Source organism: Gemmatimonas sp. (assembly GCF_044376735.1).
In the GTDB taxonomy this organism is placed as follows: domain Bacteria; phylum Gemmatimonadota; class Gemmatimonadetes; order Gemmatimonadales; family Gemmatimonadaceae; genus Gemmatimonas.
Genome location: NZ_JBILKJ010000014.1, coordinates 1 through 16,417 on the forward strand (window position 1 = coordinate 1; position 16,417 = coordinate 16,417).

General features: G+C 67.8%; 14 protein-coding genes and 1 tRNA gene. All 15 read right to left on the reverse strand.

What is annotated here, in order from left to right:
• Window positions 1–812: phospho-N-acetylmuramoyl-pentapeptide-transferase (mraY, locus tag ACIRA7_RS03750; protein ID WP_396219473.1), on the reverse strand; the 812-nt coding region annotated here is incomplete at its 3' end.
• Window positions 812–2,221 carry a UDP-N-acetylmuramoyl-tripeptide--D-alanyl-D-alanine ligase gene (gene murF, locus ACIRA7_RS03755; protein ID WP_396219474.1) on the reverse strand — a complete coding sequence of 470 codons (1,410 nt, stop codon included), beginning with the start codon at window positions 2,219–2,221 and terminating at the stop codon, window positions 812–814. The genes mraY and murF, both read right to left, overlap by 1 nt.
• Window positions 2,218–3,756, reverse strand: a complete 1,539-nt coding sequence (locus ACIRA7_RS03760) for a UDP-N-acetylmuramoyl-L-alanyl-D-glutamate--2,6-diaminopimelate ligase (RefSeq protein WP_396219475.1) — start codon at window positions 3,754–3,756, stop codon at window positions 2,218–2,220. The genes murF and ACIRA7_RS03760 overlap by 4 nt, the downstream gene beginning before the upstream one ends.
• A complete protein-coding gene (locus tag ACIRA7_RS03765; RefSeq protein ID WP_396219476.1) occupies window positions 3,753–5,918 on the reverse strand; it encodes a penicillin-binding transpeptidase domain-containing protein in 2,166 nt (721 codons plus the stop codon). Before ACIRA7_RS03765 ends, ACIRA7_RS03760 begins: the two co-directional genes overlap by 4 nt.
• 7 nt (window positions 5,919–5,925) lie before the next feature.
• On the reverse strand, window positions 5,926–6,303 hold the full coding sequence (locus ACIRA7_RS03770) for a hypothetical protein (RefSeq protein ID WP_396219477.1): 378 nt from the start codon (window positions 6,301–6,303) through the stop codon (window positions 5,926–5,928).
• Window positions 6,303–7,253, reverse strand: coding sequence for a 16S rRNA (cytosine(1402)-N(4))-methyltransferase RsmH (rsmH, locus tag ACIRA7_RS03775; protein WP_396219479.1), 951 nt, complete (start codon window positions 7,251–7,253; stop codon window positions 6,303–6,305). Before rsmH ends, ACIRA7_RS03770 begins: the two co-directional genes overlap by 1 nt.
• A gap of 206 nt (window positions 7,254–7,459) precedes the next feature.
• Window positions 7,460–9,163, reverse strand: a complete 1,704-nt coding sequence (locus ACIRA7_RS03780) for a tetratricopeptide repeat protein (RefSeq protein WP_396219480.1) — start codon at window positions 9,161–9,163, stop codon at window positions 7,460–7,462.
• A gap of 217 nt (window positions 9,164–9,380) precedes the next feature.
• Window positions 9,381–9,454, reverse strand: a tRNA-Val gene (locus ACIRA7_RS03785).
• A 135-nt stretch (window positions 9,455–9,589) separates the two neighbouring features.
• Window positions 9,590–9,760: a hypothetical protein gene (locus tag ACIRA7_RS03790; protein WP_396219482.1), complete on the reverse strand. Its 171-nt coding sequence runs from the start codon at window positions 9,758–9,760 to the stop codon at window positions 9,590–9,592.
• A gap of 59 nt (window positions 9,761–9,819) precedes the next feature.
• Complete coding sequence (locus ACIRA7_RS03795) at window positions 9,820–10,944, reverse strand: peptidase MA family metallohydrolase (protein ID WP_396219484.1); 1,125 nt, start codon at window positions 10,942–10,944, stop codon at window positions 9,820–9,822.
• Window positions 10,875–11,753 carry a tetratricopeptide repeat protein gene (locus tag ACIRA7_RS03800; RefSeq protein WP_396219485.1) on the reverse strand — a complete coding sequence of 293 codons (879 nt, stop codon included), beginning with the start codon at window positions 11,751–11,753 and terminating at the stop codon, window positions 10,875–10,877. Before ACIRA7_RS03800 ends, ACIRA7_RS03795 begins: the two co-directional genes overlap by 70 nt.
• A 20-nt stretch (window positions 11,754–11,773) precedes the next feature.
• Window positions 11,774–12,238 (reverse strand): chemotaxis protein CheW, encoded by a 465-nt coding sequence (locus tag ACIRA7_RS03805; protein WP_396219486.1) that lies wholly within the window; start codon window positions 12,236–12,238, stop codon window positions 11,774–11,776.
• A 3-nt stretch (window positions 12,239–12,241) separates the two neighbouring features.
• Window positions 12,242–13,927: a DUF4388 domain-containing protein gene (locus tag ACIRA7_RS03810; protein WP_396219487.1), complete on the reverse strand. Its 1,686-nt coding sequence runs from the start codon at window positions 13,925–13,927 to the stop codon at window positions 12,242–12,244.
• Window positions 13,927–15,651 (reverse strand): DnaA ATPase domain-containing protein, encoded by a 1,725-nt coding sequence (locus ACIRA7_RS03815; RefSeq protein WP_396219488.1) that lies wholly within the window; start codon window positions 15,649–15,651, stop codon window positions 13,927–13,929. Before ACIRA7_RS03815 ends, ACIRA7_RS03810 begins: the two co-directional genes overlap by 1 nt.
• On the reverse strand, window positions 15,648–16,358 hold the full coding sequence (locus ACIRA7_RS03820) for a GTP-binding protein (protein WP_396219489.1): 711 nt from the start codon (window positions 16,356–16,358) through the stop codon (window positions 15,648–15,650). Before ACIRA7_RS03820 ends, ACIRA7_RS03815 begins: the two co-directional genes overlap by 4 nt.
• Between the last annotated feature and the right edge of the window lie 59 nt (window positions 16,359–16,417).

Consider the following 16,417-nt stretch of genomic DNA (forward strand, 5'->3'; position numbering starts at 1 on the left):
GCCGGGTGCGCATTGTACCACAGGAAGCCGATGCACGCGCCGACCACCGCGGCGCAGAACACCGTGAGCTCACCGGCACCGGCAAGGTAGAAAATCTGCAAGTACGCACTGGTGTCCACGCGTCCGCCCACGTACGCGAAGAGGCCGAGCGCGAGCACCGCAATCGCCACCAATCCGGCGGCCAGGCCATCGAGGCCGTCGGTGAGATTCACCGCGTTGCTGAAGCCGGTGAGAATGAAGGTGACCCACGGGATGTACATCCACGCCGCCCACGTGACGGCCGGAACGACCAGGATGTACTTGAAGAATGGTAGCGTGGTGCTGGCGCCAGGCAGGGTGGACACCGGAAACAGCAACAGGATCGTCCCCAGACCAAGACCGCAAGTGATCTGACCGGCGAGCTTGTAGCGCTCGACGAGCCCTTCGTTCTTCTGTCCGGCGCGTTTCTGGCGCAGCTTCAGGTAATCATCGAGAAAACCGATCATCCCCATCCACGCCGTGACCGCCACCGCAAGCAACACGTACCGATTGCTGAGGCGGGCCCACAACAATACCGGCACGAAGGTGGCCGCCAGAATGATCAGGCCGCCCATCGTCGGCGTCGTCCCCTTCCCTGCGTGCGTGTCCGGCGTGCCTTCGCGCACCACCTGATGCACCGCCATCGCCCGGAGCCGGCGTATGATGACGGGCCCGAACACGAACGTGAGCAGGAGCGCCGACACGAACGCCGCGGCGGACCGGAACGTGATGTAATTGAGGAGATTGAACACGCGGACGTCGCGTGCAAACGGCTGAAACAGAGAATAGAGCACTAGGCAGTCGCCCAGGTGGTGAGCGTGGGAACCAGCCGCTCGAGGCGCATCCCGCGGGAGCCCTTGAGCAGCACAATGGCATTGCGTTCGAGCCGCGGCGCGAGCAGCGACCACAGGACATCGAAGTCCGGCGTCGCGACCACGCGCGGATCGGACGGTGCGACGGCCTCGAAGGCCGCGGCGAAGTCACCGACGCCGACGATCAGATCAGCGCTGGACGCGAGCGCCGCATGGGCCACTGCGCGATGCTGCTCCGCCGCCTGCGCACCGAGTTCGCGCATGCTCCCGAGAATCGCGACGCGCTGTTGTCCGGCACCGACCCGGCCGAGCAGATCGAGCGCCGCGCGCATCGATGCCGGATTGGCGTTGTAGGCATCGTTGATGAGAACCAGCTCGCCGAGCTGCTCCCACGCGCCGCGCATGCTGGGCACCGGCATCTCGGCCATCCCCGCCGCCGCGTGCTCGAACGGCACGCCGCACGCGCCGGCCGCGGCAATCGCCAGCATGGCGTTCGCGGCCTGATGGGCGCCGCGCAGAGGCAGCGCGAAGCGCACGCCATCCACGTCAAGCCAGGGGCGCCCCTCGGCATCGAGTCCCCACGCCGTGGGCATGATCGACGCCTGCTCAAGACCGGCAGACAGGACGGCGGTGGCGCGGGTTCTGGCGATATCGAGGACGTCCGGATGCGCCGATGGCACGATAGCGAGCGTCACGCCGTGAAAAATCTCACATTCTTCGCGCAGGACACCGGCCAGGTCGCCAAGCCCTTCGAGGTGTTCCTCGCCGATCGACGTGAGGACGGCAATATCAGGCTCGGTGATGGCCCGCAGCGTGGCGACTTCCCCCGGCGTGTTGGTGCCCACTTCGACGATCGCGACCTCCGCATCGGAGGGAATCGCGAGCAGCGTGAGCGGCACGCCGATACGATTGTTCAGGTTCCCCGCGGTCGCATGCACCACCAGCGTCCGTCCGAACGCGGCCTTGAGCAGTTCCTTCGTGCTGGTCTTGCCATTCGAGCCAGCGACGGCGATCACGCTGCGTCCCCAGGCACGGCGCCACGCGGTGGCGAGCTGCCCGAGGGCGACCAGGGTATCGGGGACGACGTACGTGGGGACCCCGAGTCCGGCGGCCTTGGTGGCATCGCTCACGACAAAAGCAGCGGCACCCGCCTCACGCGCCGTGGCGAGAAAATCATGCGCGTCAAAGTGCTCACCGATCAGCGCGACAAACACATCTCCCCGAGCGAGTGCCCGCGTGTCGGTACAGACGCCCGCCAGCGGACGTGGAATCCGCGGGCCGGTGCCGAGTGCATCGGCGACCCGCTCAAAGGTCCAGTACGGATGCGCGCGGTCGGGCGCGACGGCGCCCACGGCGCTGAACGCCGTGCCGGCGGTGGAGAAAGCGGTCACGCAGAATGGGGTGGGCGGTTGGGAAGAACAGCGGGCATCGCGGCCATGAGTTCGGCCACGATCTCGCGCTCGTCGAACGGATAGGACGTGGTCCCGCGAATCTGATAGGTCTCGTGTCCCTTGCCGGCCAAGAGCACCACGTCGTGTGGCGTGGCGAGCCGCAGCGCGTGCGCAATCGCGTCGCGACGATCGACTACACGCACGTGGTCGCGTCGCGTCATGCCCGCCTCGATGTCATCGAGAATGCGTTCGGGGTCTTCGGTGCGTGGATTGTCGCTGGTCACGATCGTGACGTCGGCCAGCGCTTCCGCGATGCGCCCCATCTCGGGGCGCTTGCCGCGATCGCGGTCACCGCCACATCCGAAGAGCACGATCAGTCGGCTGGCCGAGCCATCCGCTTGTCGCGTGAACGGACGCACGGCGCGCAAGGCCCGATCGAGCGCGTCCGGCGTGTGCGCGTAGTCGCACAGCACGGTCGGTGCGGTGCGCACCCGCTCCAGTCGGCCCGGCACCTGCGGTGCGACCGATAAGCGTTGGGCGACGTCGGCAAGCGGCATGCCCAACACCAGGGCCACGGCCGCCGCGCCAAGCGCGTTGGCGATGTTGAAGTCGCCGATCAGCGGCAGCGAGACCGACTGCGCCCCATGCGGCGACACGAGCAGAAAGCGGCTGCCGTCACTGGTGAAGGTGACATCACGCGCCGAGATGTCGGCGCCGGATTCGGTGCCGAACGTCCACGAGGCGGGGGCGTTGGTGACACCGCGCCACGCGGGGTCATCGGCGTTGAACAAGGCCACGCCGTCACGAGCCAGCAGCCCCACGAGCCGGAGCTTCGCGGCACGATACGCCTCCATCGTGCCGTGATAGTCGAGATGATCCCGCGTCAGATTGGTGAACACCGCCGCCGCGAACGCGAGGCCGTCCACCCGTCGCTGATCGAGGGAGTGCGACGACACTTCCATCGTGACCGTGCGCACGCCGCGATCCACGAGTTCGCGGAGCAGACGTTGCAGTTCCACGGGGCCCGGCGTGGTGAGGCCACTGCCACCGGGCATCATGACGCCCGCGCTTCCGAGGAGCACGCCGAGCGTGCCGATGGAGGCGGCGGGACGCTCGGGGGAATCCAGCAGATGGCGTAACAGGCCGACGGTGGTGGTCTTGCCATTGGTGCCGGTGACCCCCACGAGCGTGAGTTCGCGCGCGGGCCAGCCATGGAAGGCGGCGGCGGCCACGGCGGCGGCACGACGGCCATCGCGCACGACGATCGCGGGGAGACCGGCGGCGGCCGCCGCGGCCGGGTCTTCGACGAGGGCGACGGTGGCACCGTTGGCCTTGGCCTTCGGGAGCCACGCATGGCCGTCGAGCACAGCGCCCTTCACCGCGAGAAAGGCCGATCCCGAGGTCACGCGCCGGCTGTCGTCGATCAGATCGGTGACGGCGAGCGGGAGGTCGTCGCCGGCGGACACCAGCAAGCCGGCATCGCGCAGCGCGTCCAGCAGGAGGTGGACGTCGACCGGACGAACGGGGGTAGTCACTTGGGCGACTCCATGCCCGGCATCTCCAGTTGCACGGTGCTGCCCACGCGCAGCAGCGCGCCGGCCGCGGGGCGGGTTCGCACGTCGGTGCCGCGCGCGATACTGACCTGAAATCCGGCGGCATACAGCGTGCGGGTCGCCTGTCGCACATCGAGTCCGAACACCGACGGAACCGGCCGCACATCGCGCGCGTCGCGCGCATCGCGCACCAGCGCCGGTGGCGCCACGAACGGGAGGGCGACGACGACGCGCGCGGCGGCGGGCGCCGGCTCCGCCTTGGGCGGCGGCGGTGCCAACAGCGAGTCACGCCGCGCCGAATCCCGCGCCGCGAGCGCGAGCGCCTTTTCCGACTTCGGCTTCGCCACGGGTACGGGCAACGCCTTCGCGACCTCGGCCAACGCGTTGCGATCGAGTGCCGAGTTCCGGGTGGCGAGCGCGGCCTGCAGAATGCCGTTCACGAGGCTTCCCGACACGATCCCGCCGTAGTACGTCCCCTTCGGATCGATGAGGCGTGCGACGAGCACGTACTGCGGCGCCTGTGCCGGAAACATGCCGGCGAACGTCGCATTGTATTTGCCGTCGAGATACCGACCGTTCTCACTGCGCCGCGCCGTACCGGACTTGCCGGCTACATCGTAGGTCGCGAGTTCGGCGGCGGTGCCGGTGCCACTATCGACCACCGACGCCAGCATCCCGCGCATCGCGCTGGCGGTCTTGGCGGTGAGCACACGCCGCACGACGCGACGCTGGTGCCGGTAGATCGTGGTCCCCTGTGCATCGCGCACCTCCTTCACGAGGGCCGGTTGCAACAATTCGCCGCCATTCGCGATCGCCGCATACGCCAGCGCGATCTGCAGTGGCGTGGCGGTGACCTCGTAGCCGATCGCTACTGCGGTTTGCGTGGTGCCGCTCCAGCGCGCCGGCAGCGGCAACGAACCCTTCGACTCGGCCGGGTACGGCACACCGGTGAGCGAACCGAAGCCGAAATCGCGCATGGACTCGAACTCTTCGCGCGGCGAAAGGCGCAGCGCCAGTTTGGCCGTGCCGATGTTGCTGGAAAAGCGAATCACATCGCGCACCGGCATCTGCGCGGCCTTGTGCTCGTCGGTGAGCGGCCGCTTGCGACCCGGCAGCATCGCGCTGCCGTTCTCGGTGTTGATAATCTCGTTCGGCGTCGCCTTGCCCATGTCGAGCAGACGCGACACGAGAAACGGCTTCATCACCGACCCCGGCTCGTACGCCAGCGCCATCGGGGTGCTGGTGCTCGCCGGTTTCCCATCGCGCACGCCGGCCAGCGCGAGCACCGAGCCATCACGCGGGTCGAGGATCACGACATCGCCGCCAGTGCCATCGGTGCGCGCCAGCGCCATCTTGAGTTCGTTCTCGGCGATCTCCTGCAAGGCCTGATTCAGCGTGAGCGTCACCGAGTGTCCGGGCAGCGCATCCACGCTGGACAGCTCGGGTGACTCCACGTAGCCGGCTTTGGGATCCTTCATGAGCGCCCGGCTCCCCGCACGCCCGCGCAACAGCGAATCGAGCTCCAACTCGATACCGCCGACCGGCATGTCATCGGCATCGACAGCCCCGAGCACCCCGCGCAAGTTGTCGCTGGCCGCGTTGATCCGACGGCGGACCCGCTCCACGTGCACGCCAGGCAGCCCGGCGAGACGCTCCACGTCCGACGGCAGATACAGCTTTGGCAATGACACCCACTTCTGGTTGGTATCCAGCGCCTTGCGAATCTGCGCCTCCGGTACCGACAACGCGCGCAGTCCGCTGCGTATCGCGGCGCGCGTCTTGATCAACGGATCACCACGCTTGGCGTTCTTCCGGCGCACATCGCGAATTTCACGCGGTGCGATACTGAGCTTCACCTGCTCGCGCGATTCCACGAGCACCGTGCCAGTGGCATCGATAATCGCACCGCGCAGCGGCTTTACGGTTTGCTGAGACACGTGCTGGCGGTCGGCCACCCGCAGCCAGCTGTCGTGCTCGACAATCTGCAGCTGGACGGCCCGCGCCAGAATGGCCACGGCGAACAGGACGAGGCCCGCGTGCACGATCATCGACCGTACCCGGCTGACGTTGGCCGACGCGCCGGCGTCCTCCGGCGCGAACCGTGGCGCGTTGTCCACCTCGCGGCGAATCGGTCCGAACATCATGCGCGTGTCACGAGCGCGAGGCCGAGTCGCGGGCGATGGTATCGGGACGCACGGGATCGGCGAGCATCGAATCGGACAGCATCCGTGTCTGCGCGTCAGTGGCTACGTGCAGCCCGAGTCGGCGTTCGGCCTCGGCGATGACCCGACGGCGCGACATGGCGCTGCGGATATCGCGATCGAGGGTGGTCCGTTCAGAGATCAGCGCCCGCTGACGATTGGCGAGCCGACCCATCTCGCGGACAGTCGATGCGCCTTCACCGCGCCGCCAGACGACGATCGACGCCACCACCAAGAAGGCGCCCAACCCGATCGCGATCCACGCGCGGCCCTTGAGCGGACCGCGCGGGGAACGTCGGGTGGGGCGCTTGGCGGAGGTGGGCGCCATCAGTTCGCGAGTCTCCAGGCGCGCAGGCGCGCGCTGCGCGCCCGCGGATTTCCGTCCACCTCTTCATCGGTGGCGTTGATCGGACGGCGGGTGAGGGTCTCACCGAGTGGTTCGCCGCGGCAGGTGCAGATCATCTGTCGCGGCGGGCAGACACAGGCGGTGCTCCAGTCGCGGAATGCATTCTTGACGAGGCGATCCTCACCCGAGTGATAGCTGATGATCGCCAGTACGCCACCGGGGGTCAGCCGGTCGCGCAGCATCGGCAGCGCGCGCTCCAGCCCCGACAATTCGTCGTTCACGGCGATCCGGATGGCCTGGAAGATTCGCGCGAAGTCGGGCGCGCCACTGCGCGGCCCGAGCACGGCGCGGATCGCATCGACGAGATCATCGGCGGTCGCAAATGGTCGGCGCTCTCGGCGCCGCACGATCTCACGGGCCATACGGGCGGCCCGCGGTTCGTCGGCGTAGGCACGCAGCAGCGCCGACAGGTCGACTTCATCGATCGTGTTCAGCAGCTCACCGGCATCGGTCTCGGCATCGGTGCCCATGCGCATGTCCAGCGGCGCCCCTTCGCGGAACGTAAAGCCGCGGGTCAGGTCGTCGAACTGATGCGAGGAGACGCCGAGATCGAGGAGAATGCCGTCGAAGTGCTCATCGGGCGCAAGCCCGCCGGAGTCGAGCGCGGCATAGTTGGTGAGCAGGGCGCGAAACTGACCGGCCCGTTCAAAATCGGCCAATCGCTCGCGCGCGGCCGCGAGCGCCCGCGGATCACGATCGACGCCGGTGACACGCATACCACGTTCGAGAAGGGCAGCGGTGTGCCCACCGCCGCCCAAGGTGCAGTCGAGCACGGTCGAGGCGCCAGCCAGCAGCGTTTCGATCTCGGCCAACAGCACTGGGACGTGGTAGGCGCCAACGCGCCCGGATGGGAGAGTACGGACCGGGCTCACGCGCGTAATGGGGGCTCGTTAGGGCGCGTCATGTTAGTGAGGTGCTGAGTGCACCGTCAAGCGATGGTGACGCGTTCAGAAATGTGCATTACCCGTACTTGCGCACGGATGTGATGACCCGAGTGACATCCCGTCGACCGGACGGGAGAAAACGAACGGGCCCGCCGTCGGAGCGACGGCGGGCCCGGGGTCCTGCGGAGGCCGAGTTACTTACAGAATGCCTTGATCATCTGGTCGGCCGCCGGATCGAGCTGCATGACGGCGCCCATCAGCTGACGCATGGCGTCAACGGCGGTGGCACCACCCTTCGGCAGCATGATCTGCGCATCGGCGAACATGTCCTTCGCTTCCTTGGCCGGCGCGCACTGCTTCTGGGTTTGCGCCTGGGAAAGCTTCAGCTGACCGAAGGCAACGTAGGTGGCGCCGAGCAGGAACTGCGCCTGCGCCTTCGCCGCTCCGGTCGTGACCGAATCCGCGAACTTGAGCGTTCCGACCGCGGTGGCGAAATCGTCGGGGTTGTTGGACTTCGATGCCGCGACACGCTGCTCGTTCGCGATACCGACGACCATCTGCCGAAGGGCCGTGGTGGTGTCGCCCGCCGCGATCATGGCGCGCGCCGCCGGGAGGATTTCGGCCGAGCGATTCAGATCCTTGAGGAGCGAGACGCGCAGATAGCTGGCATTCTCAACCGGCACCTTCGCGGCAATCGCCTTGTCGAGGGCTTCGAGTGACTGCTGGTTCTGTCCGGCCTTCTGGAGCGCCACGATCTGAGTGAACGTGAGCGCCGCGTTGCCGGGGAACTTGGCGATGCCCATCGCGGCCATCTCGGCCGCCTTCTGGAACTGGCTGTCGGCCGCCATCGCCGCCGCCGAAAGCGAGAAGTACGTGGTGTCGGCGAACGACGTGTCGAGCTTCACCAGCTCGTCGCCCTGCGTGAAGGCTTCCTTGTAGTCCTTGGTGGCGAGCAGGATGCGCCAGCGGAGACGCAGGAGGTCCGGGTCGCCCGGATTGAGCATCACGGCCGTGTCGATCACCGGCTTGGCGAGACGCGGGTTGGCCACACTGGCCAGCTCTTCGACCACGTCCTTCTGCAGGCGCGGGTTCTTCGGGTCGGTGGCGAGGAGACGCGTGAGCGCCACCACGGCCGAGTCCTGCTGCCCGAGGGCCCGATACGACGACGCGAGGATGGCGAGGCCTGGGCGGCTTCTCGGATCGATCGCCACGATTTCCTTGGCGATCGCGAGCTGGTCGGCGACCGGCGCCTTCTGCGTGATCATCACGTTCGCCATGCAGATGCGGGCGAGTGTGGCGCGCGGGTACAGCACGATGCCTTCCTTCGCCGCGGCGATCGCCGCGTCGTACTTCTGATCACGCGCCGAGTTGATGCACTTCTTCTCGGCGTCGAGCTGCTTGCGAGCTTCTTTCAGCTCCTTTGAGATCGCCCCGGCGGCGTCGCCGACCGACTTCACCTCGTACGACCCGATCGGCTGCACCAGCGCGTTGTCGCGGGCAAGTACGAGATTGGCGTCGACCTTGACGCCCGTCGCCGTCTTGGTGGCCGTACCGGTGACGTACTCATCGGCACGGAGCAGGGTCGCGAGGGCGCGCTGGTCGTGCGACTCAAGCGCGTCGGTGATCGAGAACCCAGAGGCTTCGAGCGTGGCATTGATGTCCGTCTTGGGCAGGACGTATACCTGCTTGAACGGGAACTCGCTGTTCATGCGCGAGCGCACCGCGTCGGCGGCCTGCACTCCCAAGCCCTTCTCACCAGCCTTGAACACCGCCACGAGCACACGCGTGGCGTTCGGGTCGGGGACCCGATTGTACTGCGCGGACGCAATCGACGGCACCGCGAGGGTGCCACCGAGGGCGAGACCGATTCCGGCGAGCGCCTGGAAATGCCGTGACATCAATGTCGTAACCTCCGCACCGTGAGCCGTGGATCCGGCGTGACGCCGGGATACCTGAAACCCAAGTGGCCGTGCGTGAGCCAAACGGGTCTGGGGGGGAACTGCAGAACTTGAAGATCAGAAGCGTACCGTGCAAGCATCCAGCCAACGCCGATGCCTGTCCGATACGCAGCAGGTGTTCCGGACGGAATGCGCCGCCGTGAACGGTCGAGACGAGTGGGCGAAGAGGGACTCGAACCCCCGACATCCTGCGTGTAAGGCAGGCGCTCTAACCGACTGAGCTATTCGCCCGATGTACGGCGCCCCTTCTTCGTCCGTTGAGAAACTACAACGAATGGGGGGTGCTGTTCCCGATTGAGGCACAACTTAACCGGATTGTCACGTTCGGCTGGGCAACGGTCCCACCCTTGCCGAAGAGCGCTCCAGTTATCCCTTCAAAATCGCGACCGGTACCAGCACCACGTACCCGAGCACGAGCAGGAGCGGGGCGATGGTCTCCCCGCCTCGGGCGAGGTCCACGTATCCGACCACCAACGAGAGAGCGGCGGCGCCCCAGTACAGCAGGGCTCGAGAGCGGGGCTTGTCGATCGAAGTCATGGCGCAGGATACCGACAGACCGAGCAGAACGGCAAGGGCAAAGGCAGTCCGCCATCGATTCAGGGAACGCCGGGCGCGCCGGAGGGTCCGGCGAGCGATTCCCGGTCACGGGCGTGTTCCCACAACGGCTCCTGCTCCGGGTCCCGCCCCGGCGTGTTCCCCGGCGTAGTTCCCGCGTCCAGCAGCGCCTGGAGCGCCGAGGCCCTCGCGGCGTCCTCCTGCGCCGCGTCGGCGGACCGCATGGCCTCGAGCTTCCGGCGGTCGCGGCGGCGCTTGCCGATATACAGCGGCAGCAGCAGCACGCCGAACAGCCCGAATACGGCGGAGACGTTCGTAACCAGCGCGAGCGCCCCGTAGCGACTCCGCGTCCGGGCCGCCCAATGCTTCTCGAACTGCTCGCCGGTCATCCCGTAGGCCTGACGCAGCCCCTTCTCCATCGAGCCGGTCGACTTCCAATCATTCAGGAAGTTGGCGAGGCCACGGGCCGGGTCCAGCGCCTGGAGTTCACTGACGACGCGGTACGCCATGGCGTAGCTCCACGCCGCCTCGGTGGCACCGGCGTCGAAGCCGGCCTCCAGCCGGTCGAGCGACGGCAGCGGGCGCCATATCATCGTCAGCGACGTTTCGAACGCGTCATCGCGAGTCCACTCGCCGGCCGCCACGCTGGCGTAGCCCTCGTCGAACCACCGCGGCGGCAGGCGTCCCATGTGCTCGTGCAGGGCGAGGTGCGCCAGTTCGTGGCGGAGCACCACCACGGGGTCACCGGCGTCGCTACCGGCCCGACTGCCCTGGAGCACCAACCGTTGCTCGTCGGGAATCGCGATCGCGGCGCCCCACTCGGGGGCATGGGGACCCACCCATTGCCGGAAGCGATCAGCGTTCGGGGCTACGGCGATCAGCACGTGTGCCCTGGGGCGCGGCAGTCCCGGAAAGCTGTCGTTCGCCTGTGCCGCGGTCAGCAGGGTGCGGGCCAGCCGTGCATCGCGGGCCTCGGCGACGACGGTGAAGCGGCCTTCATCGAGCCGGACGCCGGGGGCTCGCGACGGCTGCGCCGACAGCGCGCCACCACCCGCGATCGCGCACAGCACGGCCGCGCCCCACGCGACCGCGATGCTCAGTCGTCGCGCGGTGGCGCTCCGCCCTGCTCCACCTGCTCCAGCAGCTCCGCGCAGCGTTTCCCCCATGGACTGAACTTGTTGGCCGCCGCCCCCGAACGCCACGCCGCGATGGCGTCATCGCGCCACCCAGCGAACCAGTGCAGCCGACCCAACTCATACCATCCCTGCAGCAAGTTCGGTCCCAACTCGAGGGCCTTGCGGAAGCATGCTTCGGCCTCGTCATGCATTTCGCGCGCGCGGTATACCATCCCCAGATAGAGATGGGCATACAACGTGGCCTTGCGGTCGAGATCGAGCCGGATCACGCGCGCGAGATGTTGCAGGGCCTCGTCGTACTGTCCCAGTCGCAGGCAGATGTAGCCCACGTTTGCGTGCGCCACGGCATGATCCGGGTCACGGGCGAGGACCTGCTCACAGGTGGCACGCGCGGCGGGATACTGCTGCTGCATCATTTGCGCCCAACCAAGCAGCGACTCCGCCTCGTTGCTGCCCGGCGCCAACTCGAGCGCCCGGCGCAGCGCCACTTCGGCCCCGGCCGGGTCGCCAAGTGACAGCTTCGACCAGCCTTTCTCCACGAACGTCGAGGCGCCGAGGTGATCGGCCCGCCCGGACGCGGCGAACACCGCGGCCGTCTCGATGACCGTGGCCGACGTGGCCGGGCGATCGAGCTGCTTCCATCGGTCCACGAGCTCCTTCACGCCGGCTTTGAAGGCGAGCGCCGCCGTGGCCGCCGTGTCGGCCTCGCGAAAGAGGGCGATAATCTCCTGCTTCAGCTGCTCGCGCTCAGCCGGCGCCATCGCCGAGGCCATCGGGCCGGCCAGCGCGTCGTGGATGGCGTCGTAGCGCGCCTGCAGGTCGGAGCCGGTGAGGGACATGACGCAGTGATCTGACAGAGTCAGCTTAGAAGGCGAACGAGATCGAGGATCAGAACACTACTGCCGCCTCGCGTGAAAGTGGCAAGGGCGCCGGCGCGATGCGCATCGGGATGCGCGGTCGGCAGCGGCCGTACGTCGCTCGCATCGACACTGACCACGTCGTGCACCGCATCCACGGGAAGCGCCCGCCAGTCGTCATTCACCTGAACCACGAGCACACGGCGCAGCGCGGCCGCCCCGCCACCACACACGAGGCCAAGGCTCGGCGCGAGGTCGGTGAACGGGAGCACGCGCCCCGCAAACACGACGCTGGCGGCGTCACTGACCGGTCGCAGCACGCGTTCGATGAGTTCGACCGGGCCGGCGAAGCGACGGTCGCCAATCGAGAAGCAGACGAACGTGGCGCGCTCCACCGTGCTGACGGTACGGCGGCGGACCGCGAACAGCGCCGTGGACTTGAACGGGCTGCTGGATCGGTCAGGCATGCATCACGCGGCCCCCCGGACCAGCACGTCGTCGGCGACGGCGGCCGGCACGGGCGCGGCCGGCGTCGTTGCGCGGTGCATGGCCTCGAGGTTCGCGCGCACGATGCGATTATCCGGATCGAGGGCGAGAGCTTGTTCCCACATCGCCCGGGCCTCGGCCAGCGCCCCGCGCCGATAGTGCACATTCCCGAGCTTGAGATACACATCGGGCCCGTGCGACGGCATCAACCGCACTACCCGCCCGAACGACTCGCAGGCTTCGTCGTAGCGCTGGGCACGGTACAGGTAGTCGCCGAGGTTCTTGTGCAACTGGACGCAGTTGGCATCCTCGAGCAGGGCATGCTCGATCGTGCGGGCCGCCAGTTCATAGCTTCCGCGCCGCTCCTGAACGACGGCCAGATTATTGTGCAGCGCGGCGGCGTGCGGATGCAGGGTGAGCCCTTCTTCCAGAACGGCCGCCGCCCGCGCCCCGTCGCCGCTGAGTGCCGCGGCGAGTCCGGCAACGTGGAACCAGGCGGCCGACGGCTGACGGGCCCCCCACGCCTGACGCGCCTCGACCAGTGCGGCCTCGGCCCCGGCCAGGTCGAAGGCACGCAGGGCGATCATGGCCCGAGACAGCGGGATCCGCGGGTCGGGCGCCACGACGCGGCGTGCCGCCTCCTCAAGGGAGCCGGCGGCGGCGGCGAGGTCACCGCGCTGCTCGCAGACGAAGGCAAGGTTGTGCAGCACGGCCGCGGGCGCATCCGGCTCCTGCGACGCGCGCAGAAACGTGTCATGCGCCCCCGCCAAGTCGCGACGACGCAACTGGACGAGGCCAAGATGAAAACGTGCGACGCCGTCGGCTTCACGCAGTTCGAGGACGCGGTGGAATTCGCGCTGCGCTTCCGCAAGCATTCCGGTGCGGTAGAACGCGATGCCGAGGTTCCGATGCTCCGCCACGCGGCTCTCCGGCGGAGGCTGACGTCGCGCCGCGCTTCGCCCGACGCGCTGCGCGTATCCGGCGGTGAGCAGGCCAAACACCGCCTTGCCGACGTCAAACTCGCCGATCCCGGAGCGTTCGATGACGGTATGCAAGTCCTGCGTACCGTCGAGGAACGGCAGCAGCCGCTGCTGCGTCGCACTCAACGGGACTTCGCGCTGCGCGAGGAGCGGCGCATCGAGCTCGAAGATCAGGTCGAGGCTCGGCACCTTCTTCGCAATCTGCGTCCACTCGTCGACCCGACGCGCACCTTCCAGCAGCAGCGAGTCGGCGCTCACCGACACGAGGGCCACGTCGGGCGCATCATCGGTCTCGGACTCCGACTCGAAGGTGAACACCCCGAGCGACCAGCTGAAGAGGTGGTAGACGGCCTCTTCCACTTGCGTGCGATACTCGCCGACGAGCACGTCGCGTTCGACAAGGCCCTGCGCCAACAGGGCATGCGCCAGCGCCCGATCGTCCGCTGGCGCCGTCGCCGCCGTGACACGGGCGAGATCATCGGGAGTGATCGCACCGATGCGCACCAGGCGATCCCCGAGGCGATCGCGACGGTTCACCAGTTCGGCGTACACCACGCGACCGCCCGCGAAGTGGACGGTGCCGAAGCTCCCCTCGCGCGCGATGCTGAGACAGCCGGTCTTCTGCCCGAGCGCCAGCAGCTGTAACACGTCGGCCAGCGATGCCTCGCTGAGATTGCCCCGGATCGCCATTAGCGGTACTCCTCGATCACGCGTCCGCTCAGGTCGGGCCAGTCCCAAACGGTCTTTTCGCGATCCTCGAAGAAGCGGTCGATTTCGCCGGGGGCCCGTTCCACGAGTGGCTCCGCACGTGGGCGCTCGCGGGACTGAAGGGCGACCACGAGGCCGCCCTCGAATCGCGACCGCAGCCGATCAGCCAGCTCGGGCAGTTCGCGCGGAGCGCAGGCGCTGGTGAGCACGATTTGTGCTCCGCGCTCATACAAGTGGTTGAACAAGTGGAAGAGTTCTTCCTGTGTGCGCTCTTTCCCGGCCAGCGCCTCCACGTCGTCGAGAATGAACACATCGGCCGCGCGAAAGCGCGTACGCCAGCGCTCCATGCCGCCTTCCTGCATCGCGGCAATCAGTTCATCCACGAACGTCCCGGCGGAGAGACAGGCCACCGCTGCCCGGTCGCGCATGGCGTTGCCGAGCGCGTGCGCCAGATGCGACTTGCCGCTGCCGGCCGGCCCCCAGATGAAGAGGGGATTGTAGCGTGTCCCGGGACTCTCGATGACCGAATCGATCGCCTTGACGGCCAGCTGATTCGTGCTGCTTACCTCGATCCGTTCGCGCGTGAACACCGGCCGCGGGGCGGGCAATGGCAATGTGCTCGCCATGGCGCGCTCCACCAGCCGCCGCGCGAGCGGGATCGCGGTGACATCGCGGAAGGCCGCATGCCCGCGTAGCGTCGGATCGACGCCGATGGCCTGCGCTTCGAGGAGGCGCAAGTGTTCGACGGCCGACGTGAAAGTGGCGATCAGCCCGTCCACGTCTGGCGCGGTGCCCAGATTCATCGCGCGTTCGAGCACCGTGATATCGTAGCCGTGCCCCTTCCATCGTGTCATTTCCTCGCCGAGCCTGACGCGCCACGGCTCCACGCGCGTCTCCACTTCCTGCAGCACATCGGCGAGGAAGCCATCGTAGTCGGTGCCATCAGGGATGATCGCCTCGATGCGTGGTAGCGACGGCGACGACGATGCCCGTTCACCAAGGACGGCGCGCACATCGGGGGGCGCCACCGGTGTGCCCTCGAGCTGCTGGAACGCCAGGAGCTTGTTCAGTGCCCCCTTGAGTTCGCGCACGTTCCCGAAGGCGAGACGTGCCACCTCGTTCAGCACACCGTCGGCGAACTCCACGCCGCGGACGCCCGCGACGTTGCGGAGAATGGCCAGACGCATTTCGTAGTCCGGCGCACCGACGTCGACCACCAACCCACCGATGAGCCGCGACAACAGGCGCCGATCGACGTCGGGGATCTCCGACGGCTGCCGATCGCTGGTGAGCACCAGTTGCCTGCCCGCCCCCTGCATGATGTTGAACAGGCGGAGGAGTTCGGACTGGGTTTCCCGTTGGCCGGTCAGAAACTGCACGTCGTCGAGGATGAGCAACGCGACCTGCTGATAGTGCTCGACGAACTGCTGCCCCTGACCGCTGGCGATGGCCCGATGCAGGTGCTCGGCGACCTCCTCGCCCGACGTGAACTCGACGCGCAGATCCGGCTTGGTGGTGCGCGCATGATGGGCGAGGGCCGCGACGAGGTGGGTCTTCCCGAGCCCGGAGCCGCCATACACGAACAGCGGGTTGTAGGCGCTTCCGGGCGCCTCGGCAACCGCGCGCGCCGCCGACACCGCGAGACGGTTCGACGAGCCGACGACGAACGTATCGAATCGGTAGTGGCCGTCGATGGGACTGCTCACGCGTCACCACCCGCGACGCCGGTAAGTTCGGCCGTGGTCACGTCGCCGTCATGCAGCGCGGGAGTGAAGGCGGGTGTGCGCAAGGCGTGGGCGGCGCGTTGGGCGGTTGCCGTGCCCTCGTCGGCACCGAGACGCTTCAGGACCCGCATACCGAGGGAGCGCAGCGTGTCGAACACGCCAGGACCATGCAGCGCGTCGCCGGCGAACTCGGGCACACCACGAAAGTTCAGCGCCACCGACAGCTCCGCCACGCTGGCAGCGAGCGACGCGGGCAAGTCCTGCTTGTTGTACTGCATCACGATCGGCAGATCACGCGCATCGACGCCGTGCTCGGCGAGATTCGCGTGCATGTCCTGGAGGCACTCGAGGTTGTCCTCCCAGCGGTGGTGTTGACTGTCGGCCACGAACGCGATGCCGTCCGCGCCCTGCAACACGAGCTGCCGAATCGCGCGGTAGTACGGCTGGCCGGGAACGGTGTACAGCTGAAAGCGCACGCGGTACGCGCCCACGGTGCCGAGATCGATGGGGAGATAGTCGAAAAAGAGCGTTCGGTCGCGACGGGTGGCCAGCGACGTAAGCTCACCGACCTGCGTACTCGGCAAGGCCGAGTGCAAGTAGGTGAGATTCGTCGTTTTGCCAGACCGTCCCGGCCCGTAGTACACCAACTTGCAGGTGATCAGCCGCGTGGCATGATCGACAATGGGCATACGCCCGCTCCTCTTCTCGCCGACGGGGTCGTCGCCCCGGACGGGCGCGACGCCACCGC

Coding starts and splice junctions, on each gene's coding strand:
- ACIRA7_RS03765 (WP_396219476.1), bottom strand. CDS start 5,918: ATGATGTTCGGACCGATTCGCCGCGAGGTGGACAACGCGCCACGGTTC.
- ACIRA7_RS03770 (WP_396219477.1), bottom strand. CDS start 6,303: ATGGCGCCCACCTCCGCCAAGCGCCCCACCCGACGTTCCCCGCGCGGT.
- ACIRA7_RS03780 (WP_396219480.1), bottom strand. CDS start 9,163: ATGTCACGGCATTTCCAGGCGCTCGCCGGAATCGGTCTCGCCCTCGGT.
- ACIRA7_RS03790 (WP_396219482.1), bottom strand. CDS start 9,760: ATGACTTCGATCGACAAGCCCCGCTCTCGAGCCCTGCTGTACTGGGGC.
- ACIRA7_RS03795 (WP_396219484.1), bottom strand. CDS start 10,944: ATGGGGGAAACGCTGCGCGGAGCTGCTGGAGCAGGTGGAGCAGGGCGG.
- ACIRA7_RS03800 (WP_396219485.1), bottom strand. CDS start 11,753: ATGTCCCTCACCGGCTCCGACCTGCAGGCGCGCTACGACGCCATCCAC.
- ACIRA7_RS03805 (WP_396219486.1), bottom strand. CDS start 12,238: ATGCCTGACCGATCCAGCAGCCCGTTCAAGTCCACGGCGCTGTTCGCG.
- ACIRA7_RS03810 (WP_396219487.1), bottom strand. CDS start 13,927: ATGGCGATCCGGGGCAATCTCAGCGAGGCATCGCTGGCCGACGTGTTA.
- ACIRA7_RS03820 (WP_396219489.1), bottom strand. CDS start 16,358: ATGCCCATTGTCGATCATGCCACGCGGCTGATCACCTGCAAGTTGGTG.